Source organism: Pseudomonas sp. B1(2018), from assembly GCF_003097365.1.
Taxonomy (GTDB): domain Bacteria; phylum Pseudomonadota; class Gammaproteobacteria; order Pseudomonadales; family Pseudomonadaceae; genus Aquipseudomonas; species Aquipseudomonas laurylsulfatiphila.
This window is the reverse complement of record NZ_PYUK01000018.1, coordinates 118,021-133,557: the sequence shown is the minus strand read 5'-3', so window position 1 is coordinate 133,557 and position 15,537 is coordinate 118,021. Positions and strand designations below refer to the sequence as shown.

Annotated in this window: 17 protein-coding genes; 8 read left to right on the top strand and 9 right to left on the bottom strand. The window is 61.3% G+C overall.

From position 1 onward, the window contains the following. The first annotated feature begins 219 nt into the window (after positions 1-219). A complete protein-coding gene (locus C9422_RS24870) occupies positions 220-1,125 on the top strand; it encodes a cation diffusion facilitator family transporter (RefSeq protein WP_116582486.1) in 906 nt (301 codons plus the stop codon). Positions 1,126-1,165: 40 nt separating this feature from the next. Here the strand turns inward: C9422_RS24870 and C9422_RS24865 are convergent, their stop codons facing one another. The 7 genes from C9422_RS24865 to C9422_RS24835 all read right to left on the bottom strand — a co-directional run bounded on the left by C9422_RS24865 (position 1,166) and on the right by C9422_RS24835 (position 6,450). Beyond that, entirely contained in the window at positions 1,166-2,299 is a 1,134-nt protein-coding gene (locus C9422_RS24865) for an AGE family epimerase/isomerase (RefSeq protein ID WP_116582485.1), read from the bottom strand. A gap of 200 nt (positions 2,300-2,499) precedes the next feature. Then, positions 2,500-3,072 (bottom strand): HupE/UreJ family protein, encoded by a 573-nt coding sequence (locus C9422_RS24860; protein ID WP_116582484.1) that lies wholly within the window; start codon positions 3,070-3,072, stop codon positions 2,500-2,502. 26 nt (positions 3,073-3,098) lie between these two features. Next, positions 3,099-3,713: an urease accessory protein UreG gene (gene ureG / locus C9422_RS24855; protein WP_007979691.1), complete on the bottom strand. Its 615-nt coding sequence runs from the start codon at positions 3,711-3,713 to the stop codon at positions 3,099-3,101. A 23-nt stretch (positions 3,714-3,736) separates the two neighbouring features. After that, the gene (locus C9422_RS24850; protein ID WP_116582483.1) at positions 3,737-4,411 is read right to left on the bottom strand and encodes an urease accessory protein UreF; all 675 of its coding nucleotides are present in this window, start codon (positions 4,409-4,411) and stop codon (positions 3,737-3,739) included. Then, on the bottom strand, positions 4,408-4,908 hold the full coding sequence (gene ureE, locus C9422_RS24845; RefSeq protein WP_116582482.1) for an urease accessory protein UreE: 501 nt from the start codon (positions 4,906-4,908) through the stop codon (positions 4,408-4,410). The genes C9422_RS24850 and ureE overlap by 4 nt, the downstream gene beginning before the upstream one ends. 308 nt (positions 4,909-5,216) lie before the next feature. Further along, positions 5,217-5,849 carry a TetR family transcriptional regulator gene (locus C9422_RS24840; RefSeq protein ID WP_007979686.1) on the bottom strand — a complete coding sequence of 211 codons (633 nt, stop codon included), beginning with the start codon at positions 5,847-5,849 and terminating at the stop codon, positions 5,217-5,219. A 172-nt stretch (positions 5,850-6,021) separates the two neighbouring features. Beyond that, entirely contained in the window at positions 6,022-6,450 is a 429-nt protein-coding gene (locus tag C9422_RS24835; RefSeq protein WP_116582481.1) for a hypothetical protein, read from the bottom strand. A gap of 387 nt (positions 6,451-6,837) precedes the next feature. Between C9422_RS24835 and C9422_RS24830 the strand changes: the two genes are divergently transcribed. Next, entirely contained in the window at positions 6,838-8,913 is a 2,076-nt protein-coding gene (locus C9422_RS24830; protein ID WP_116582480.1) for an AsmA family protein, read from the top strand. Between the two features lie 117 nt (positions 8,914-9,030). Here the strand turns inward: C9422_RS24830 and C9422_RS24825 are convergent, their stop codons facing one another. Continuing rightward, positions 9,031-9,945 carry a LysR substrate-binding domain-containing protein gene (locus C9422_RS24825; protein ID WP_165824812.1) on the bottom strand — a complete coding sequence of 305 codons (915 nt, stop codon included), beginning with the start codon at positions 9,943-9,945 and terminating at the stop codon, positions 9,031-9,033. 109 nt (positions 9,946-10,054) lie between these two features. Between C9422_RS24825 and C9422_RS24820 the strand changes: the two genes are divergently transcribed. From C9422_RS24820 to C9422_RS24810, 3 genes are all read left to right on the top strand, one after another. After that, positions 10,055-10,693 carry an FMN-dependent NADH-azoreductase gene (locus C9422_RS24820; protein WP_116582478.1) on the top strand — a complete coding sequence of 213 codons (639 nt, stop codon included), beginning with the start codon at positions 10,055-10,057 and terminating at the stop codon, positions 10,691-10,693. After that, a complete protein-coding gene (locus tag C9422_RS24815; RefSeq protein ID WP_007979676.1) occupies positions 10,694-10,999 on the top strand; it encodes a multidrug efflux SMR transporter in 306 nt (101 codons plus the stop codon). 106 nt (positions 11,000-11,105) lie between these two features. Next, positions 11,106-11,996: a triacylglycerol lipase gene (locus C9422_RS24810; protein WP_116582477.1), complete on the top strand. Its 891-nt coding sequence runs from the start codon at positions 11,106-11,108 to the stop codon at positions 11,994-11,996. Positions 11,997-12,080: 84 nt separating this feature from the next. On the opposite strand, the gene C9422_RS24805 is transcribed toward C9422_RS24810, so the two are convergent. Further along, positions 12,081-12,968 (bottom strand): DMT family transporter, encoded by an 888-nt coding sequence (locus tag C9422_RS24805; protein ID WP_116582476.1) that lies wholly within the window; start codon positions 12,966-12,968, stop codon positions 12,081-12,083. Between the two features lie 97 nt (positions 12,969-13,065). On the opposite strand from C9422_RS24805, the gene C9422_RS24800 reads away from it, so the two are divergent. The 3 genes from C9422_RS24800 to C9422_RS24790 all read left to right on the top strand — a co-directional run bounded on the left by C9422_RS24800 (position 13,066) and on the right by C9422_RS24790 (position 15,498). Further along, positions 13,066-13,860: a helix-turn-helix transcriptional regulator gene (locus tag C9422_RS24800; RefSeq protein ID WP_116582475.1), complete on the top strand. Its 795-nt coding sequence runs from the start codon at positions 13,066-13,068 to the stop codon at positions 13,858-13,860. 64 nt (positions 13,861-13,924) lie between these two features. Continuing rightward, positions 13,925-14,233 carry a PsiF family protein gene (locus tag C9422_RS24795; protein ID WP_007979669.1) on the top strand — a complete coding sequence of 103 codons (309 nt, stop codon included), beginning with the start codon at positions 13,925-13,927 and terminating at the stop codon, positions 14,231-14,233. A gap of 251 nt (positions 14,234-14,484) precedes the next feature. Further along, complete coding sequence (locus tag C9422_RS24790; protein ID WP_007990865.1) at positions 14,485-15,498, top strand: AI-2E family transporter; 1,014 nt, start codon at positions 14,485-14,487, stop codon at positions 15,496-15,498. The last annotated feature ends 39 nt before the right edge of the window (positions 15,499-15,537 follow it).

The following is a 15,537-nucleotide window of genomic DNA, read 5'->3' as shown; positions in this document are numbered from 1 at the left end:
TCGGCGCTTGGGTGAAAGGAGGAGGGGCGAAATCTCCCACGGATCTGTACTGCGCTAACAGTCAGAATCGGGCTTTGTCCCTCCTCCTCCCTTCAAGTCCTACCATACAAGCGGGCTTGCTCGCGAAGGGGCCGGAACAGACAAATCAGGACATCAGCTAGACTCCTCACCCAACAACCCCGCCGCACCCTGCGGTCTAGAGGTTCCAGAGGAGTTCCAGTGAGTAATCGAGGCGAGCAGTCGCTGCTCAAACAATCGACCTTCCTGATGCTTGCCGTGACATTCGCCGGGATCATCACCGGTTTTGTGTCGGGCGCCCAATCCATCCTGTTCGATGGCTTCTTTTCGTTGATCGCGGCCTTCATCAAGGTCCTGATGCTGATCACCGCCAGGCTGATCGCCAAGGAAAGCAACCAGCGCTTCCAGTTCGGTTCCTGGCACCTGGAACCCATGGTGCTGGTGATCGAGGGTAGCTTCATTTTCCTGGTCGCCATTTACGCCTTTCTCAACGGCGTGTTCGGCATCATCAGCGGAGGCCGCGAGGTCGAATTGGGGCTGGTGATCTTCTACGCGGCGTTCTTCACTGTCGTTGAGCTCATTTACTTTTTCTACGTCCGCCATCGCAACCGCACGCTCAACTCATCTTTGATCCAGTTCGACAACATCAGTTGGCTGGTGGACGCAATGCTGTCGGCGGGGCTGCTGGTGAGTTTCCTCATCGCGCTGCTGCTCAAGACGCAGGGTTACGACAAGTGGGCGGTGTATGTCGACCCGATGATCCTGATTCTGCTGGCCCTGGGCATGCTCCCCCCGGCGCTGAAAATCCTCGGACCGGCCTTGCGCGATGTGTTGGGGATCGTCCCGGATCAGCTGGACGACAAGGTGCGTCAGGTGATGGAGGTGGCGAAGGTCGAGCATGGTTTCGACGACTACATTTCCTACGTGCAGAAGCACGGCAGGGCGTGTTTTATCGAGATCCACATCGTATTGCCGAAGGATTACTGGCTGGACGGCGTGGGGCAACTGGACAGTCTGCGCGAGGAAATTTCCGCGAAGCTTGGCGAGCCGGATGCCGCACGATGGCTGACCATCAGCTTTACCGGGGACCGCAAGTGGATTGAGTGACAGCCAGGTGACCTCTTTGAGGTCATTCGCGAGCAGACAGTCAGCCGAGATATACCGCCAGCCCGCGATAACAGGTCGCCAGGTGATAAGGCGTGGTCGACGGCATGTCGCGGCGGCTGACTTCACCGTGCTCATCACGACACTCAAACCAGCCTCCTGCATGCAGCGAACGCTGCTGCAACGCCTGCAATTGACGCATTACATCCGCTTCGCTGTCCGGACGCAGCGTCAGGGCGCGCAGGTATTCGGCCTGGGCCCAGATGCGCTGCGTGGCGTCCCGGACGCCGCTACCTGGCTCGAGGTCGAGCATGGCCCGCACCGCACCGGTCTGTTGATCGACGCCCAACTGCTCGGTAAAGGCGAAGGCTCTTTCCAGATCGGCATGCAGGGTTGAAGTGCGCAGCAGCGCCGAGGACTCCAGCAGGAAATACCACTCGAACTGATGCCCCGGTTCAAACCAGTTATCCACAGACCCCAGCGGCTTTTCCATCAACACGCCGTGCTGCGGATCGATGAAGCGCGCGTGCATGGCTGTGCATAACTCGATGAGTGCGTGTTGCGCGTCGAGATCTTCACGCACCGACAGGGTGGCGAGGAATGCTTCGGCCAGGTGCATCAGCGGGTTTTGCAAGGGGCCGCTGCCCAGCGATGCCCAGTCGCGGTCGAGCGTGGCTTCATACAGACCGTCGTCCGTGGCGAAACGCTGCGCGATCACTTCCAGCGAGGCGTTGAGTACCGACTCGACCAATGGCTCGCGGACCTTGTCCCAGTAATGGGCGCAGGCGAACAGGATGAACGCGTGGGTGTAGAGGTCCTTGCGCTGATCCAGCGGCGCCCCTTGTGCATCGACGCTGTAGAACCAGCCACCGTGCTCGGCATCGTGGAAGTGCCGCTGCAACGAGCGGAACAACGCGGCGGCGCGCTCTTCGGCGCCCGGCACCTGACCGATCAGGCTGGCAAAAAGATACAGCTGCCGCGCACAGGCCATGGCCCGGTAGCGTTGCGGTGGCAGCGGTTGGTGTTCGGCATCCAGCGCCTCGTAGGGCAACGCCATGTCGGCATTCCAGCCCGGACCTTGCCAGAGCGGCACGATGACGTTCAGGAAGTGCTGTTGCACCGAGGCGAACAGGGCGGTCAATTCAGGCTTGGAGGCGGAGCGGGGAACAGGTGGCATTGGCTGGCGTCGTCACGGCAGGGGCGATTGCGCGACATGTTAGCAGAGAGGCTGACTTGAGAGAGGCTGTGTCTGTCAGGCCGCTTTCGCGAGCAAGCCCGCTCCCACAGTAGTTTGCTGTGTGACGTAGATAGCATTCACACCAGGAACCCTGTGGGAGCGGGCTTGCCCGCGAAGAGGACGGTTCAGGCACTAGAGAACTAGCCCGCCAGCAGCCACGCCCCGGTCACCGCCGAAGCTGCGCCCGCTAGTCGCACCAACGGCGCTGCGGCCTGCGGCAACACCCGCACCACCGCATAACCTACCGCATGCAACACTGCCGTCGCGGCGACAAAACCTGCGGCATAGGTCCAGGGACTCGACATCTCCGGCAGTTCCAGCCCATGCGCCACACCATGAAACAGCGCAAACAACGCTGTCGCACCCACCGCCATTACCAGCGGTGGACGCACAGCCAGCGCCACCGCCAGCCCCAGGGCCAATACGGAAGCGGCAATCCCGCTCTCCAGTGCGGGCAGGTTCATTCCTTCAAAGCCCAGAACCCCGCCAATCAGCAGGGTCCCGACGAAGGTGCATGGCAGCGCCCAGCGCGCAGCACCTTGCTGCTGTGCGGCCCACAGGCCGACCGCGAGCATCGCCAGGAGGTGATCGAGACCGCCAAGCGGATGGCTGATACCGGCGATCAAGCCATTGTCGCCGTGCCCTGGATGGGCGAAGGCGAGGGCTGGCGTCAGCAGCAGGGCCAGGGCGCCGAGAATGCGTTTCAGTGTCATGGAATGCTTCCTTGTTGAAGGGGTGATCAGGCCGCGGTCAGCAAGCCCTGGCGTTCGATGAAGGCGATGATCTGTTCCAGACCCTGGCCGGTTTTCTGGTTGCTGAAGACAAATGGCTTGCCGTTGCGCATGCGCTGGGTGTCGCTGTTCATCATCTCCAGAGAGGCACCGACCAGCGGCGCCAGGTCGATCTTGTTGATCACCAGCAGGTCGGATTTGCAGATCCCCGGCCCACCCTTGCGCGGCAGCTTGTCGCCAGCGGAGACGTCGATCACGTAGATCGTCAGGTCGGACAGTTCCGGGCTGAAGGTCGCGGAGAGGTTGTCGCCACCGGACTCCACGAGAATCAGGTCCAGGCCCGGAAAACGGCGATTGAGTTGATCCACGGCTTCAAGGTTGATCGAAGCGTCTTCGCGGATGGCGGTGTGCGGGCAGCCGCCGGTTTCCACGCCGATGATGCGTTCCGGCGCCAGGGCTTCGTTGCGCACCAGAAAGTCGGCGTCTTCGCGGGTGTAGATGTCGTTGGTTACCACGGCCAGGTTATAGCGCTCGCGCAGGGCCAGGCACAGGGCCAGGGTCAGGGCGGTTTTGCCGGAGCCGACCGGGCCGCCGATGCCGACGCGCAGGGGTTGTGTGTTCATGTGATTCTCCAAAATAACAGGCCCTAGGAACGGAACAGACGGCTGTACTGGCGCTCATGGGCCATACACGCCAGGGACAGGCCGAAAGCGGCGCTGCCGTAGTGATCGGGATCGATTCGGGTGGCGTTCTGTTGCGCCTGTTGAAGCAGCGGCAACAGTTCGCTGGTCAGGCGTTGGGCGGCTTGCTGGCCCAATGGCAAGGTCTTCATCAGCACCGCCAACTGGTTTTCCAGCCAGCTCCATAGCCACGCAGCCAATGCGTCCTGCGGGCTGATCTGCCAGGCGCGTGCGGCCAAGGCCCATCCCAGGGCCAGATGGGGCTCGCTGCGTTGTTCGAGGAAGGCGCGGGCGGCTGAGTCGAGTTCCGGCAAGCCGTTGAGTAATTGCTGCAACGAGTAACCCATCTGCCGGCTTTCCTGATGCAGCTCGCGGGTTTCGCGACTGGCGCGATGTTCCTCGCAGCGTTGCAGCAATTGGCCCCAGTTGTCCTCGCTGGCGGCCACGCAATGGGCGAGCAGCAGCGGCGCTTCGAAGCGTGCCAGGTTCAACAGCAACTGATCGCTGATCCAGCGTCGCGCACTGTCGGGGTCGTTTACCCGGCCGTTATCCACAGCCATTTCCAGCCCTTGGGAGTAGCTGTAGCCGCCAATCGGCAATTGCGGGCTGGCCAGGCGCAGCAGCGCCCAGGCCGGGTTCATGGGCGTACGCCGAACTGGTGCAGTTTCGGCGCGTAGTTGAAGTCCTCATCACCGTGGCGCGAATGATGATGGCCACCGCCGTAGGCGCCATGTTCCGGCTGGAACGGCGCTTCGATGTTCGAGGCCATGGCACCGAGTTGTTCGAGCATGGCCTTGAGCACGTAGTCGTCGAGCAGGCGCAACCAGCCGTCGCCGACTTGCAGGGCGACATGGCGGTTGCCCAGGTGATAGGCCGCGCGGGTCAGTTCGAAGGCATTGGCGCAGGTGACGTGCAGCAGTTGTTCGGGGCGGGCGCAGACACGCACGATTCGCCCGTCTTCGGCTTGCAGGCATTCGCCGTCATGCAGCGGCGGCTGGCCACGCTCCAGAAACAACCCGACGTCTTCGCCCTCGGCACTGAAACAGCGCAAACGGCTTTTGCTGCGGGCTTCGAACGTCAGGTGCAGTTCAGCGGCCCAAACGGGTCGGGGGTCGATTCTGCGATGAATCACCAGCATCGGAAGGCTTCCAGCAATGGACGATGCTCAGGCTAGAGCAAGGGGCTTGCCAATCGACATGATGCGTAGGAAATGGCTGACGGAGGTGTAGGAGGGGTATCGATTGAGTGATTTTTTTGGTTGAAGTTGGTGCGTTGTTTTTGAGTTGCGCACCAAGTTGAAGCGATGCAGTTCATTGTGGGAGCGAGCTTGCTCGCGATGACGGCGTATCTGTCACATTGATTCTGTATGTGCCGACGCTATCGTCGGAACGCCGCCCGGAGCAAGCTCGCTCCCACAGGGTCTTGATCCAGACTGAAGGTTAAGGGTTACTCGGTGCTACCGAGCCCTTGCCAGTGCTTGAGGCCGATAAAGATAAACCGCAACTGCTGGGTGATTTTTGCCTGGGGCGTCAGGTGCTCAGGCAAGGCCTCGGCGGGCGGATCGATGATGTCCGGCAGGGTGGCGAACACGCTTTTGACGATCAGGTCCGCCATGACGCTCAGGTCGGCGATGTCCAGGTGCTGCAGTTTCGGCATCAGTGACAAATCCGCCGCCAGGTCCGAACTGATGCCTTCACGCAGACGGCCAATGGCCTGGCGCACCGGCAGCGAACCGCCGTATTGCTCGCGGGCGAGAAACAGGAACTGCGAGCGGTTGGCGCTGACCACGTCGAGAAAGATCCGCACCGAGGCATCGATGATGCCGCCCATCACGAATTCGTTGTGCCGTACCAGGCGAATGGTTTCGCGGAAGGTCTGGCCGACTTCGCTGACCAGCACCAGGCCCAGTTCATCCATGTCGGCGAAATGGCGGTAGAAACCGGTCGGTACGATGCCGGCGGTTTTCGCGACTTCACGCAGGCTCAGGCTGCCGAATCCTCGGCCGCCGTCCATCAGGCGCCGGGCAGCGTCCATCAGGGCATTACGGGTCTGTTGTTTCTGTTCGGCGCGGGGCAGCATCGCAAGGGCGTTTTCTGGACAGGGACGCGGCGCACTCTAGCAAATCGGCTTTGCCGGCGTCGAACGACTGTGAGGGATCAAGCGGGGAAGTGCGGCAGTTATCAAGCGGGGGTGCTGAAAAGTCAAAAGCCCAATCCGGGGATTGGGCTTTTTTTCTGGGCGGCCATGGGGCTTAGCTCAGAGTGCTGTTGCGTTCGATCACACGGTCACCACCGCCTTCAGCGAGGGTTTGACCTTGTGGAGTGCGATCCGAACCGTCGGCAGCGAGGGTTTGACCTTGTGGGGTGCGGTCCGAACCGTCAGCGGCGAGGGTCTGGCCTTGTGGGGTGCGATCCGAACCATCGGCAGCCAGGGTCTGACCTTGTGGTGTACGGTCCGAGCCATCCTGAGTGATCAGGCCTTTTTCTTTCAGGCGATCATTACCGCCTTCGGCAAGGGTTTGACCCTGAGGAGTACGCTCGGAGCCATCGGCGGCGACGGTCTGGCTGAACACCGAGTGGTCTTGTTTCACTTGTGGGGTGGCCTGGTCAGCTGCTGGCAGGGCAAAAGCAGTGCTGGCCAGCATCGAGAGTGAAAGGCTAAGCAGTAATTGGCGTTTCATGATTGTTGTGCTCCTCGGGGGTGCGAAAAAGTGGGTACGAGGGCAATGCTACTCTCGATAAATCGATATAAAAGTTCATAAACGCAATGGTAATAATCAACGGAATTGATTGTTTGCTGGGGAGGCTCTAGACCGAGCGTTTCCGGCGAGTTGTCTTGCACCGGTTTGGGTATTTTCGACCCATCTTTGACGTGTAAAAGTGCGGGGCCGGTAACGCTGTTCGACTGATGAGTCAGTATCGGACTGGCTGAATTCGGCGAAATCGGCCTATCGATTAAACCTGCCGGGTTTTTATCAGTCGTAGACTTCATGGCGAGCCGCTTCCGGCTCACCGTTTCACCTGTGCGCCGCAGTCGGGGCGCTCAGTCGTATCAGGAGCCCTGTGCAATGACGCGCACCCAAAAGACGTTTGTCTGGACCCTTTCCACCTTTCTTACCTTGTTGGCGTTGCTGGTGCTGATCATCGTGTTCTTCGACTGGAACCGGATCAAACCGCCGCTCAACGCCAAGGTTTCCGAAGAACTGCACCGCGCTTTTGCCATCAACGGCAATCTGTCGGTGGTCTGGCAGACCGAGCCCGATGAAAACGGCTGGCGTGCCTGGGTGCCGTGGCCCCATGTGGTGGCCGAGGACCTCAGCCTGGGCAACCCGGACTGGTCGAAGCAACCGCAGATGGCCACTCTCAAGCGTGTCGAGTTGCGCATTTCACCCCTGGCTTTGCTGGCACAGCGGGTGGTGATCCCGCGTATCGACGTTGCCGAGCCGAATGCACAGCTGCAACGCCTGGCTGACGGGCGCGCCAACTGGACGTTCCAATTCGACCCCAAAGACCCGAACGCCGAGCCTTCCAGTTGGGTGGTGGATATCGGTGCGATCGGCTTCGACAAGGGCCACGTCACCCTCGACGACCAGAGCCTGAAGACGCAGCTCGACGTGCTGATCGATCCGTTGGGCAAGCCGATTCCGTTCAGCGATATCGTCGGCGACAAAGCGGCGAAAGCCGCGCAGGAAAAGGGCTCGTCCCCCCAGGATTATGCGTTCGCCCTCAAGGTCAACGGCCAGTACCACGGCCAGAAACTCGCGGGCCAGGGCAAGATTGGCGGGCTGTTGGCGTTGCAGGATGCGACACGGCCGTTTCCGCTTCAGGCACAGGTGAAGATCGCCGATTCCAGCGTCGAACTGGCTGGCACCCTGACCGATCCGCTGAATCTCGGCGCCCTGGACCTGCGCCTGAAACTGGCCGGCACCAGCCTGGGCAACCTCTACCCGCTGACCGGCGTGATCCTGCCGGACACTCCACCCTATGCCACCGACGGCCATCTGATCGCCAAGTTGCACGAGCCGGGTGGCGCGGTGTTCCGCTATGAAGAATTCAACGGCAAGATCGGCGAGAGTGACATCCACGGCAGTCTGACTTACGTGGCCAGCCAGCCACGGCCAAAACTCAGCGGCTCGCTGCTGTCCAATCAATTGCTGTTCGCTGACCTGGCGCCGCTGATCGGCGCCGATTCCAACGCCAAACAGAAGGCCCGTGGCGGTGACAGCAAACAACCGGCGGACAAAGTGCTGCCGGTCGAAGAGTTCAAGACCGACCGCTGGCGCGATATGGACGCCGATGTCGAGTTCACTGGCAAGCGCATCGTGCACAGCGAAAAATTGCCATTCAACGACCTCTATACCCATCTGGTGCTCACCGATGGCGTGCTCAGCCTCGAACCGCTGCGCTTCGGCGTGGCCGGCGGCAAGCTGGATGCGCAGATTCGCCTGAACGGCCACACCGATCCCCTGGAAGGCCACGCCAGGCTCACGGCGCGGGGCTTCAAGCTCAAACAGTTGTTCCCCGGCTTTGAGCCGATGAAAACCAGTTTTGGCGAGCTCAATGGCGACGCAGATATCACCGGTCGCGGCAATTCGGTGGCCAGGCTGCTGGGCAGTGCCAACGGCAATCTGAAAATGCTGATCAACGATGGCGCCATCAGTCGCGAACTGATGGAGCTGGCGGGCCTGAACGTCGGCAACTACGTGGTGGGCAAAATCTTTGGCGACAAGGAAGTGAAGATCAACTGCGCGGCCGCCGACTTCGGTATCCAGTCCGGCCTGGCCACCACCCGCCTGTTCGTATTCGACACCGAGAACGCCATCGTCTACATCGACGGCACCGCTAACATGGCGACGGAACAACTGGACCTGACCATCACCCCGGAATCCAAGGGCTGGCGCCTGATTTCATTGCGTTCGCCGCTGTATGTGCGCGGCAAGTTCATCAAGCCCGATGCCGGGGTCAAGGCCGTGCCGTTGATGCTGCGTGGCGCGGGAATGGTGGCGCTGGGCGTGATCGCTGCACCGGCGGCAGGGTTGCTGGCGCTGGTGGCGCCGAGTGGTGGTGAGCCGAATCAATGCGCACCGTTGCTGGAGCAGATGAAGTCGGGCAAGGCGCCTGTCACCGTCAAGCCAGGCAAATAATTGGGCGTCTTTAGGGGCCCCTTCGCGAGCAGGCTCGCTCCCACAATGATCTGAGTATGCAGAACCAATGTGGGAGCGAGCTTGCTCGCGATGGCGGCCTGACAGCCGCAACAATCCTCACGCCAGAGCATGTCCCGACGCCAAGGCCTCTTCACGCAGCCACGCAAAAAACGCCCGAACCGGTGGATGGCGTTCGCGTCCCGGCACGCACAGTGCGCTGTAGCCGGCGCCATCGACCTGGATGTCCCCCCGGTACGGCAACAACAGACCACTGGCCACGCTTTCCGACACCAGAATATTGCTGGCCAGCACCAGACCCTGCCCGGCAATCGCCGCTTGCAGGGCGTAATGCTCTTCGTCGTATTCGCGCACCGCTGGCCGACCGCTCAGCCAGGTTTCGCCCGATTGCACGCACCAGGCCTCCCAGCCGTGGGCATAGAGTTTCGAGTTGTGCCAGCGCACGCTGATCAGCGTCGGGGCACGGTTCAACGCCAGCGCCACTTGTTCGGGTGAACCGTAGACACCGAAGGACTCATCGAACAGGCACTGGCCGTACAGGTTGGGGTAATCGTCGAGGCTGTAGCGCAGCACCAGATCGACACTGGCGTCCTGATGCAAATCGATGACTTCGCAGTGGGTGTCGAGGCGCACGTTGATGTTCGGGTGCCGGGCGTAGAAGCGTCCCAGCCGAGGCACCAGCCACAGCGCGGCGAAGGCTGCGGTGGTGGAGACCGTCAGGTTGGCGCCGCTGCGTTGCGGGCGCAGGGTATCGACACTTTGCGCCACTTCGAGGAAAGCCCCGTGCAGGCTCTGGAACAGCCGTTCGCCGCATTCGGTCAGGCGCACCTGGCGTGGCAGGCGTTCGAACAGCGGCACGCCGAGCCAGCTCTCCAGGGAACGGATCTGATGGGACACCGCCGTCGGGGTGACGGACAGTTCTTCGGCGGCGGCCTTGAAACTCAACAGGCGTGAAGCGGATTCGAAGGCGCGCAGGGCGGTCAAGGGCAGCGAGGCGAACATCGGAAACTCCACAGGTGAAATGGATTCACCTTGGCTGATTTTTACTCATTTGAAGGGGCGCAGCCACGAGCTTCAAGCTGCAAGCCACAAGCCGTTTGAGTTTAGCCCTGAGGAGAGACAGATGAGTAAAATTCTTGCCGTTCATGCCAGCCCCCGTGGCGATCGTTCGCACTCCCGGCGTTTGGCCGAAGTGTTTCTGTCGGCCTGGCAGGCCCGTCATCCACACTCGTCACTGACCCGGCGCGAAGTCGGTCGGGCGCTGATCCCTCCGGTCAACGAGGCATTCGTGGCCGCCGCGTTTTACCCCGAGCCCGACGCACGGCCACTGTCGATGCAGGCCGATCTGGCGTTCAGCGACGAATTGGTCGGCGAACTGCTTGGCCATGATGTGCTGGTGATTTCCACACCAATGCACAACTTCAGCGTACCCAGCGGCTTGAAGGCCTGGATCGATCAGATCGTGCGGGTGGGGCTGACCTTCGATCACACCCTGGACAATGGCGTGGCCCAGTACCAACCGTTGGTGCAAGGCAAAAAAGCCCTGATCATCACCAGCCGTGGCGGCTTCGGTTTTGGTCCGGGCGGCGAGCTGGAAGCCATGAACCATGCCGATACACTGCTGCGCACGGTGCTCGGCTTCATCGGCATCACCGATGTCACGGTGGTTGCTGCCGAGGGAGAGGAGTCCGCCGAGCGCAGCTTTGAGATCTCTGCCGCCGAGGCTGAGCAGCGCTTGTTGGCGCTGGCCGGGGAGTTCTAGATGGCCTGGGTGTTTCTGCTGGTCGCCGCCGGGTTCGAGGTCACCTTCGCCATGGGCATGAAGTACGCCGAGGGCTTCACCCGGCTCTGGCCTTCGCTGATCACGGTGGTGGCCGCTGTGGGCGGGATCTACTTCCTGACCCTGGCCATGCGCGAGTTACCCGTGAGCATCGCGTACCCGATCTGGACCGCCATCGGTTCGCTGGGCACGGTGTTTCTCGGGTTCGCACTGCTGGGGGAAAGCCTGAGCGTGATCAAGCTGGTCTCGGTCGGGCTGATCGTGGCGGGTGTGGCGGGGTTGAAGTAGGGCGGATGACATAGACTTGTCGTCGAGTTGTCATCTTCGCAGGCGTAGCTTGGCGGATGTCTTGCATTGCGCTTGCGTCACCATTCGACCACAAGGATGTCCACCCATGTCGCAAGGTTCTGCCCCGCGCTACCCGCTGGTGCTGGTCCCGGGAATGCTCGGGTTCATCCGCCTGGTGCTTTATCCGTACTGGTACGGGATCGTCGAGGCGCTGCGCCGTGGTGGGGCCGTGGTGTTCGCCGTGCAGGTCTCGCCGCTTAATTCGAACGAAGTACGCGGCGAGCAATTGCTGGCGCGCATCGACGAAATTCTGCGGGAAACCGGGGCCGACAAGGTCAACCTGATCGGTCATAGCCAGGGCTCGCTGACCGCCCGCTACGCCGCCGCCAAGCGTCCGGACCTGGTGGCATCGGTGACCTCGGTGGCGGGGCCGAACCATGGTTCGGAGCTTGCCGATTATCTGCACAAGCATTACCCCCATGACAGCGTCCGTGGTCACCTGCTGTGTTTTTTGCTGCGGATGGTCAGCGCACTGATGGGGTTGCTGGATACCGGTTATCGCGGGCCGAAGCTGCCGGTGGATATCCATGCGTCCCATCTCTCCCTCACCAGCGCCGGCGTGGCGCTGTTCAACCAACGTTATCCACAGGGCTTGCCTGAAACCTGGGGCGGTCACGGGCCGGAAGAGGTCAATGGCGTGCGCTATTACTCCTGGTCCGGCACGTTGCAGCCGGGCATCACCGATCGCGGGCGCAATCTGCTGGACGGTACCAACCGCAGTTGCCGGTTATTCGCCAAAACCTTCGTCCGTGAAGCCGGGCATTGTGACGGCATGGTCGGGCGCTACAGCTCGCACCTGGGCACGGTAATTGGCGACGAGTATCCGCTGGATCACTTCGATATCGTCAACCAGTCGCTGGGGCTGGTGGGCAAGGGGGCTGCGCCGGTGCGGTTGTTTGTCGAGCATGCGGCGCGACTGCAGGCGGCGGGTTTATAAGATCAAAAGATCGCAGCCTGCGGCAGCTCCTACAGGGGAACGTATTTCAAATGTAGGAGCTGCCGAAGGCTGCGATCTTTTCAATCAGGCAACACCGACCTTACGCCCCAACACCGTCGTCCAGCGCTCGGAAACAATCACCCCACCCAGGGTCAACACACCACCCACCAGGTGGTACATCGCCAGTTGTTCATGCAGCACCACCGCTGCAATCAATGCGGTAATCAACGGCAGCAAATTGAAAAACTGCGTGGTCCGGCTCGGCCCCAAACGTACCACCGCCTGCATCCACGCCAACGGCGCGACCATCGAAGCCAGCAGGCAGGCGTACAGCACCAGCGGAATGTTCTGCAGGGTCGGGCCGACTTTCGGTGAGGCGAGGAACAGCGGAAACAGCACCACCACGGCCACCAGCACCTGCAGATACAGGAGCACCAGCGGCGGCAGTTTCAGCTGCCACTTTTTCAACAGGGTGCTGTAGACCGCGTAGGCCAGGGTGGCGATCAGCATCATCGCATCGCCCAGGTTGACCCCGTGTTCGAGCAATGCGCCCAGGCTGCCGGACGACACCACCACCAGGACGCCGGCGAACGACAGCACCGCACCGGCCAGGGCACCCATGGTCAGGCGCTGGCCGAGGCTGATGATCGCCATCGCGAGCGACATCAGTGGCATCAGCGACAGGATGATGCCCATGTTGGTGGCCGAGGTCAGGCTCGCGGCGAAGTACGCCAGGCTTTGATAGACCGCCATGCCGAGCACACCGAGGACAAAGATCTTGCCCAGTTTCGGGCGGATCAGCGGCCAATGGGTGAGCACCGGCTTGAGCATGAAGGGGGTGAACAGCAACCCGGCCAGCAGCCAGCGGTAGAAACCGATCTCGGCGGGGAAGATCGCCCCGGCCGACATTTTGGTGATCACGGTATTGCCGGCCCAGATGAAAATGGCCAGTAGGGGATAAGCGTATTGCATCGGGAAAAACCAGAACGTTAATGAAGTGCAATTATCCGCTTGTCTGGATGCAAGCCTATACTTCGATCCGGACAACTCGCCCCTGATGACGGACAGCATGAGCAGCAAACACATCGACCTGCTGGATTTCAGCGAACTGCCGTCGGCGGTGTACTTCCGCTACGCCGATTTCGACGCCCACGAATACGCCGCCCCCCATCGACATCCATGGGGGACGCTGGAATATGCAGCCCACGGCGTACTGCACATGGACGTCGAGGGCAGCCGCTTCATGTCGCCACCGCAATACGCGGTGTGGGTGCCGCCACAGATCGAGCACAGTTTCTATAGCCATCAACCGGTCAACTACCGCGCCGTGTGCCTGGCGCCCAAGGTGTGCGCCGAACTGCCGTCGCGAGCCTGTACCCTGGCCATCAGCGACATCCTCAAGGCGATCCTCAAGGACTTCGCCGCCCGGGATGTGCAAATTCCCGAGCAGGCCGCTGACCAGCGTCTGGCCCAAGTATTGGTGGATCAACTGCAACAGGCCCCGGTGCACGAGTGCTATCTGCCCTACGCCAGCAGCCCCGGATTGCTGGGGATACTGGAAGCATTGCAGGCCGAGCCTGGGGATAACCGGCCGCTGGCGGAATGGGCCGCACGCATCCATGTCAGCGAACGCACCCTGGCGCGGCAGTTCGTGCGGGAGCTGGGCATGAGCTTCGGTGAGTGGCGCCAGCGCCTGCGTTTTCTGGCGGCGATCGAAGCGCTGGACAGCCCGCGCAGCATTCAGGAAATCGCTTTCGACATGGGCTACAGCACCGGCTCGGCGTTTATCGCGATGTTCCAGCGCCAGGCCGGGTGTACGCCGGAGCAGTATCGGCGCAGCCATCTGGAGAACAGGAAGGTGTAACAGGGGTTGTCTACACTTCAGTACGAGGCCGCGCCCCTCGGTGTGGCAACAAGGAGAAAACTCCATGAAGAATTTGCGTGTCCCTTTGTTGATGATCGGTTTGCTGCTCTGCTCCCAGGGCTTCGCCGCCACAGCCCAACAGGAAAAGATGACTACCTGCAATGCCGACGCCACGGCCAAGAGCCTCAAGGGCGACGAGCGCAAAGCCTTCATGAGCACCTGCCTGAAGGCTACTCCGGCGGCAAACGATGCCGGCAAGGCCTTGACGCCGCAGCAGGAGAAAATGAAAACCTGCAACGCCGACGCCGCCACCAAAGCCCTCAAGGGTGATGAGCGCAAGGCGTTCATGAGTGATTGCCTGAAGAAAAAATAAACCTGGACGCTTGTGGTGAATGGGCCGCCCTCTTCGCGGGCAAGCCCGTTCCCACAGGGATCCTGGATGCCTGCGCAATTTTTGTTCAGCACAGAAACCATGTGGGAGCGGGCTTGCCCGCGAAGAGGTCGACAAGGGCGCCGAGTCGCTTGAGCTGCCCCCGACCAAGGTCGACCCACACAATCCTAGTGCTCGCACCGGATCGCTGGCAGACTGCCAATCCTTTTTACGCCGTTCGTTTTTGAGGCTGTATGCCAACGTTTTCTCAGCGTCAAATTTTGCTGGTCATCAGCTGGGTCATCATTTTTGGCGGGCTGCTGCTGGTCCTGCCGCTGCGGTTGCTACCGAGCCTGCTCGCCGGGTTGCTGGTGTTCGAACTGGTCAACATGCTCACTCCGCAACTGCAACGCCTGATCGAAGGCCGGCGTGCGCGCTGGCTGGCGGTGGCATTGCTGGGGACGCTGATTGTCAGCGTACTGTCGCTGATCTTTGCCGGTGCCTTCAGCTTCCTGTTGCACGAGGCGGAAAACCCTGGCGCTTCCCTCGACAAATTCATGGGGGTGGTCGACCGCGCACGCGGGCAACTGCCGCCGTTCATCGACGCCTATCTGCCGGCCAGTGCCGCCGAGTTCCGTGTGGCGATTGGCGAGTGGGTCAGCAAGCACCTGAGTGAATTGCAGCTGGTGGGCAAGGATGCGGCACACATGTTCGTGACCTTGCTGATAGGCATGGTGCTGGGCGCGATCATTGCGTTGCAGCGTGTGCCGGATCTGACCAAGCGCAAACCGCTGGCGGCGGCGCTGTTTGATCGTTTGCACCTGCTGGTCCAGGCGTTTCGCAACATCGTGTTCGCCCAGATCAAGATTTCCCTGCTCAACACCTTCTTCACCGGGATTTTCCTGGCGGTGATCCTGCCGATGTTCGGCATCAAGCTGCCGCTGACCAAAACCCTGATCGTGCTGACGTTCCTGCTAGGCCTGCTGCCGGTGATCGGCAACCTGATGTCCAACACCCTGATCACCATCGTCGGTCTGTCGCTGTCGATCTGGGTCGCCGTCGCGGCGCTGGGATACCTGATTTTTATCCACAAGCTCGAATACTTCCTCAACGCGCGCATCGTTGGCGGGCAGATCAGTGCCAAGTCGTGGGAGTTGCTGCTGGCGATGCTGGTGTTCGAGGCCGCGTTCGGCCTGCCGGGGGTGGTGGCGGGGCCGATTTACTACGCGTATCTGAAGAGTGAGTTGAAGCAGGTGGGGATGGTTTAAGAGCAGCTACGAGCCTCAAGCTTCAAGCTGCAAGTCAAA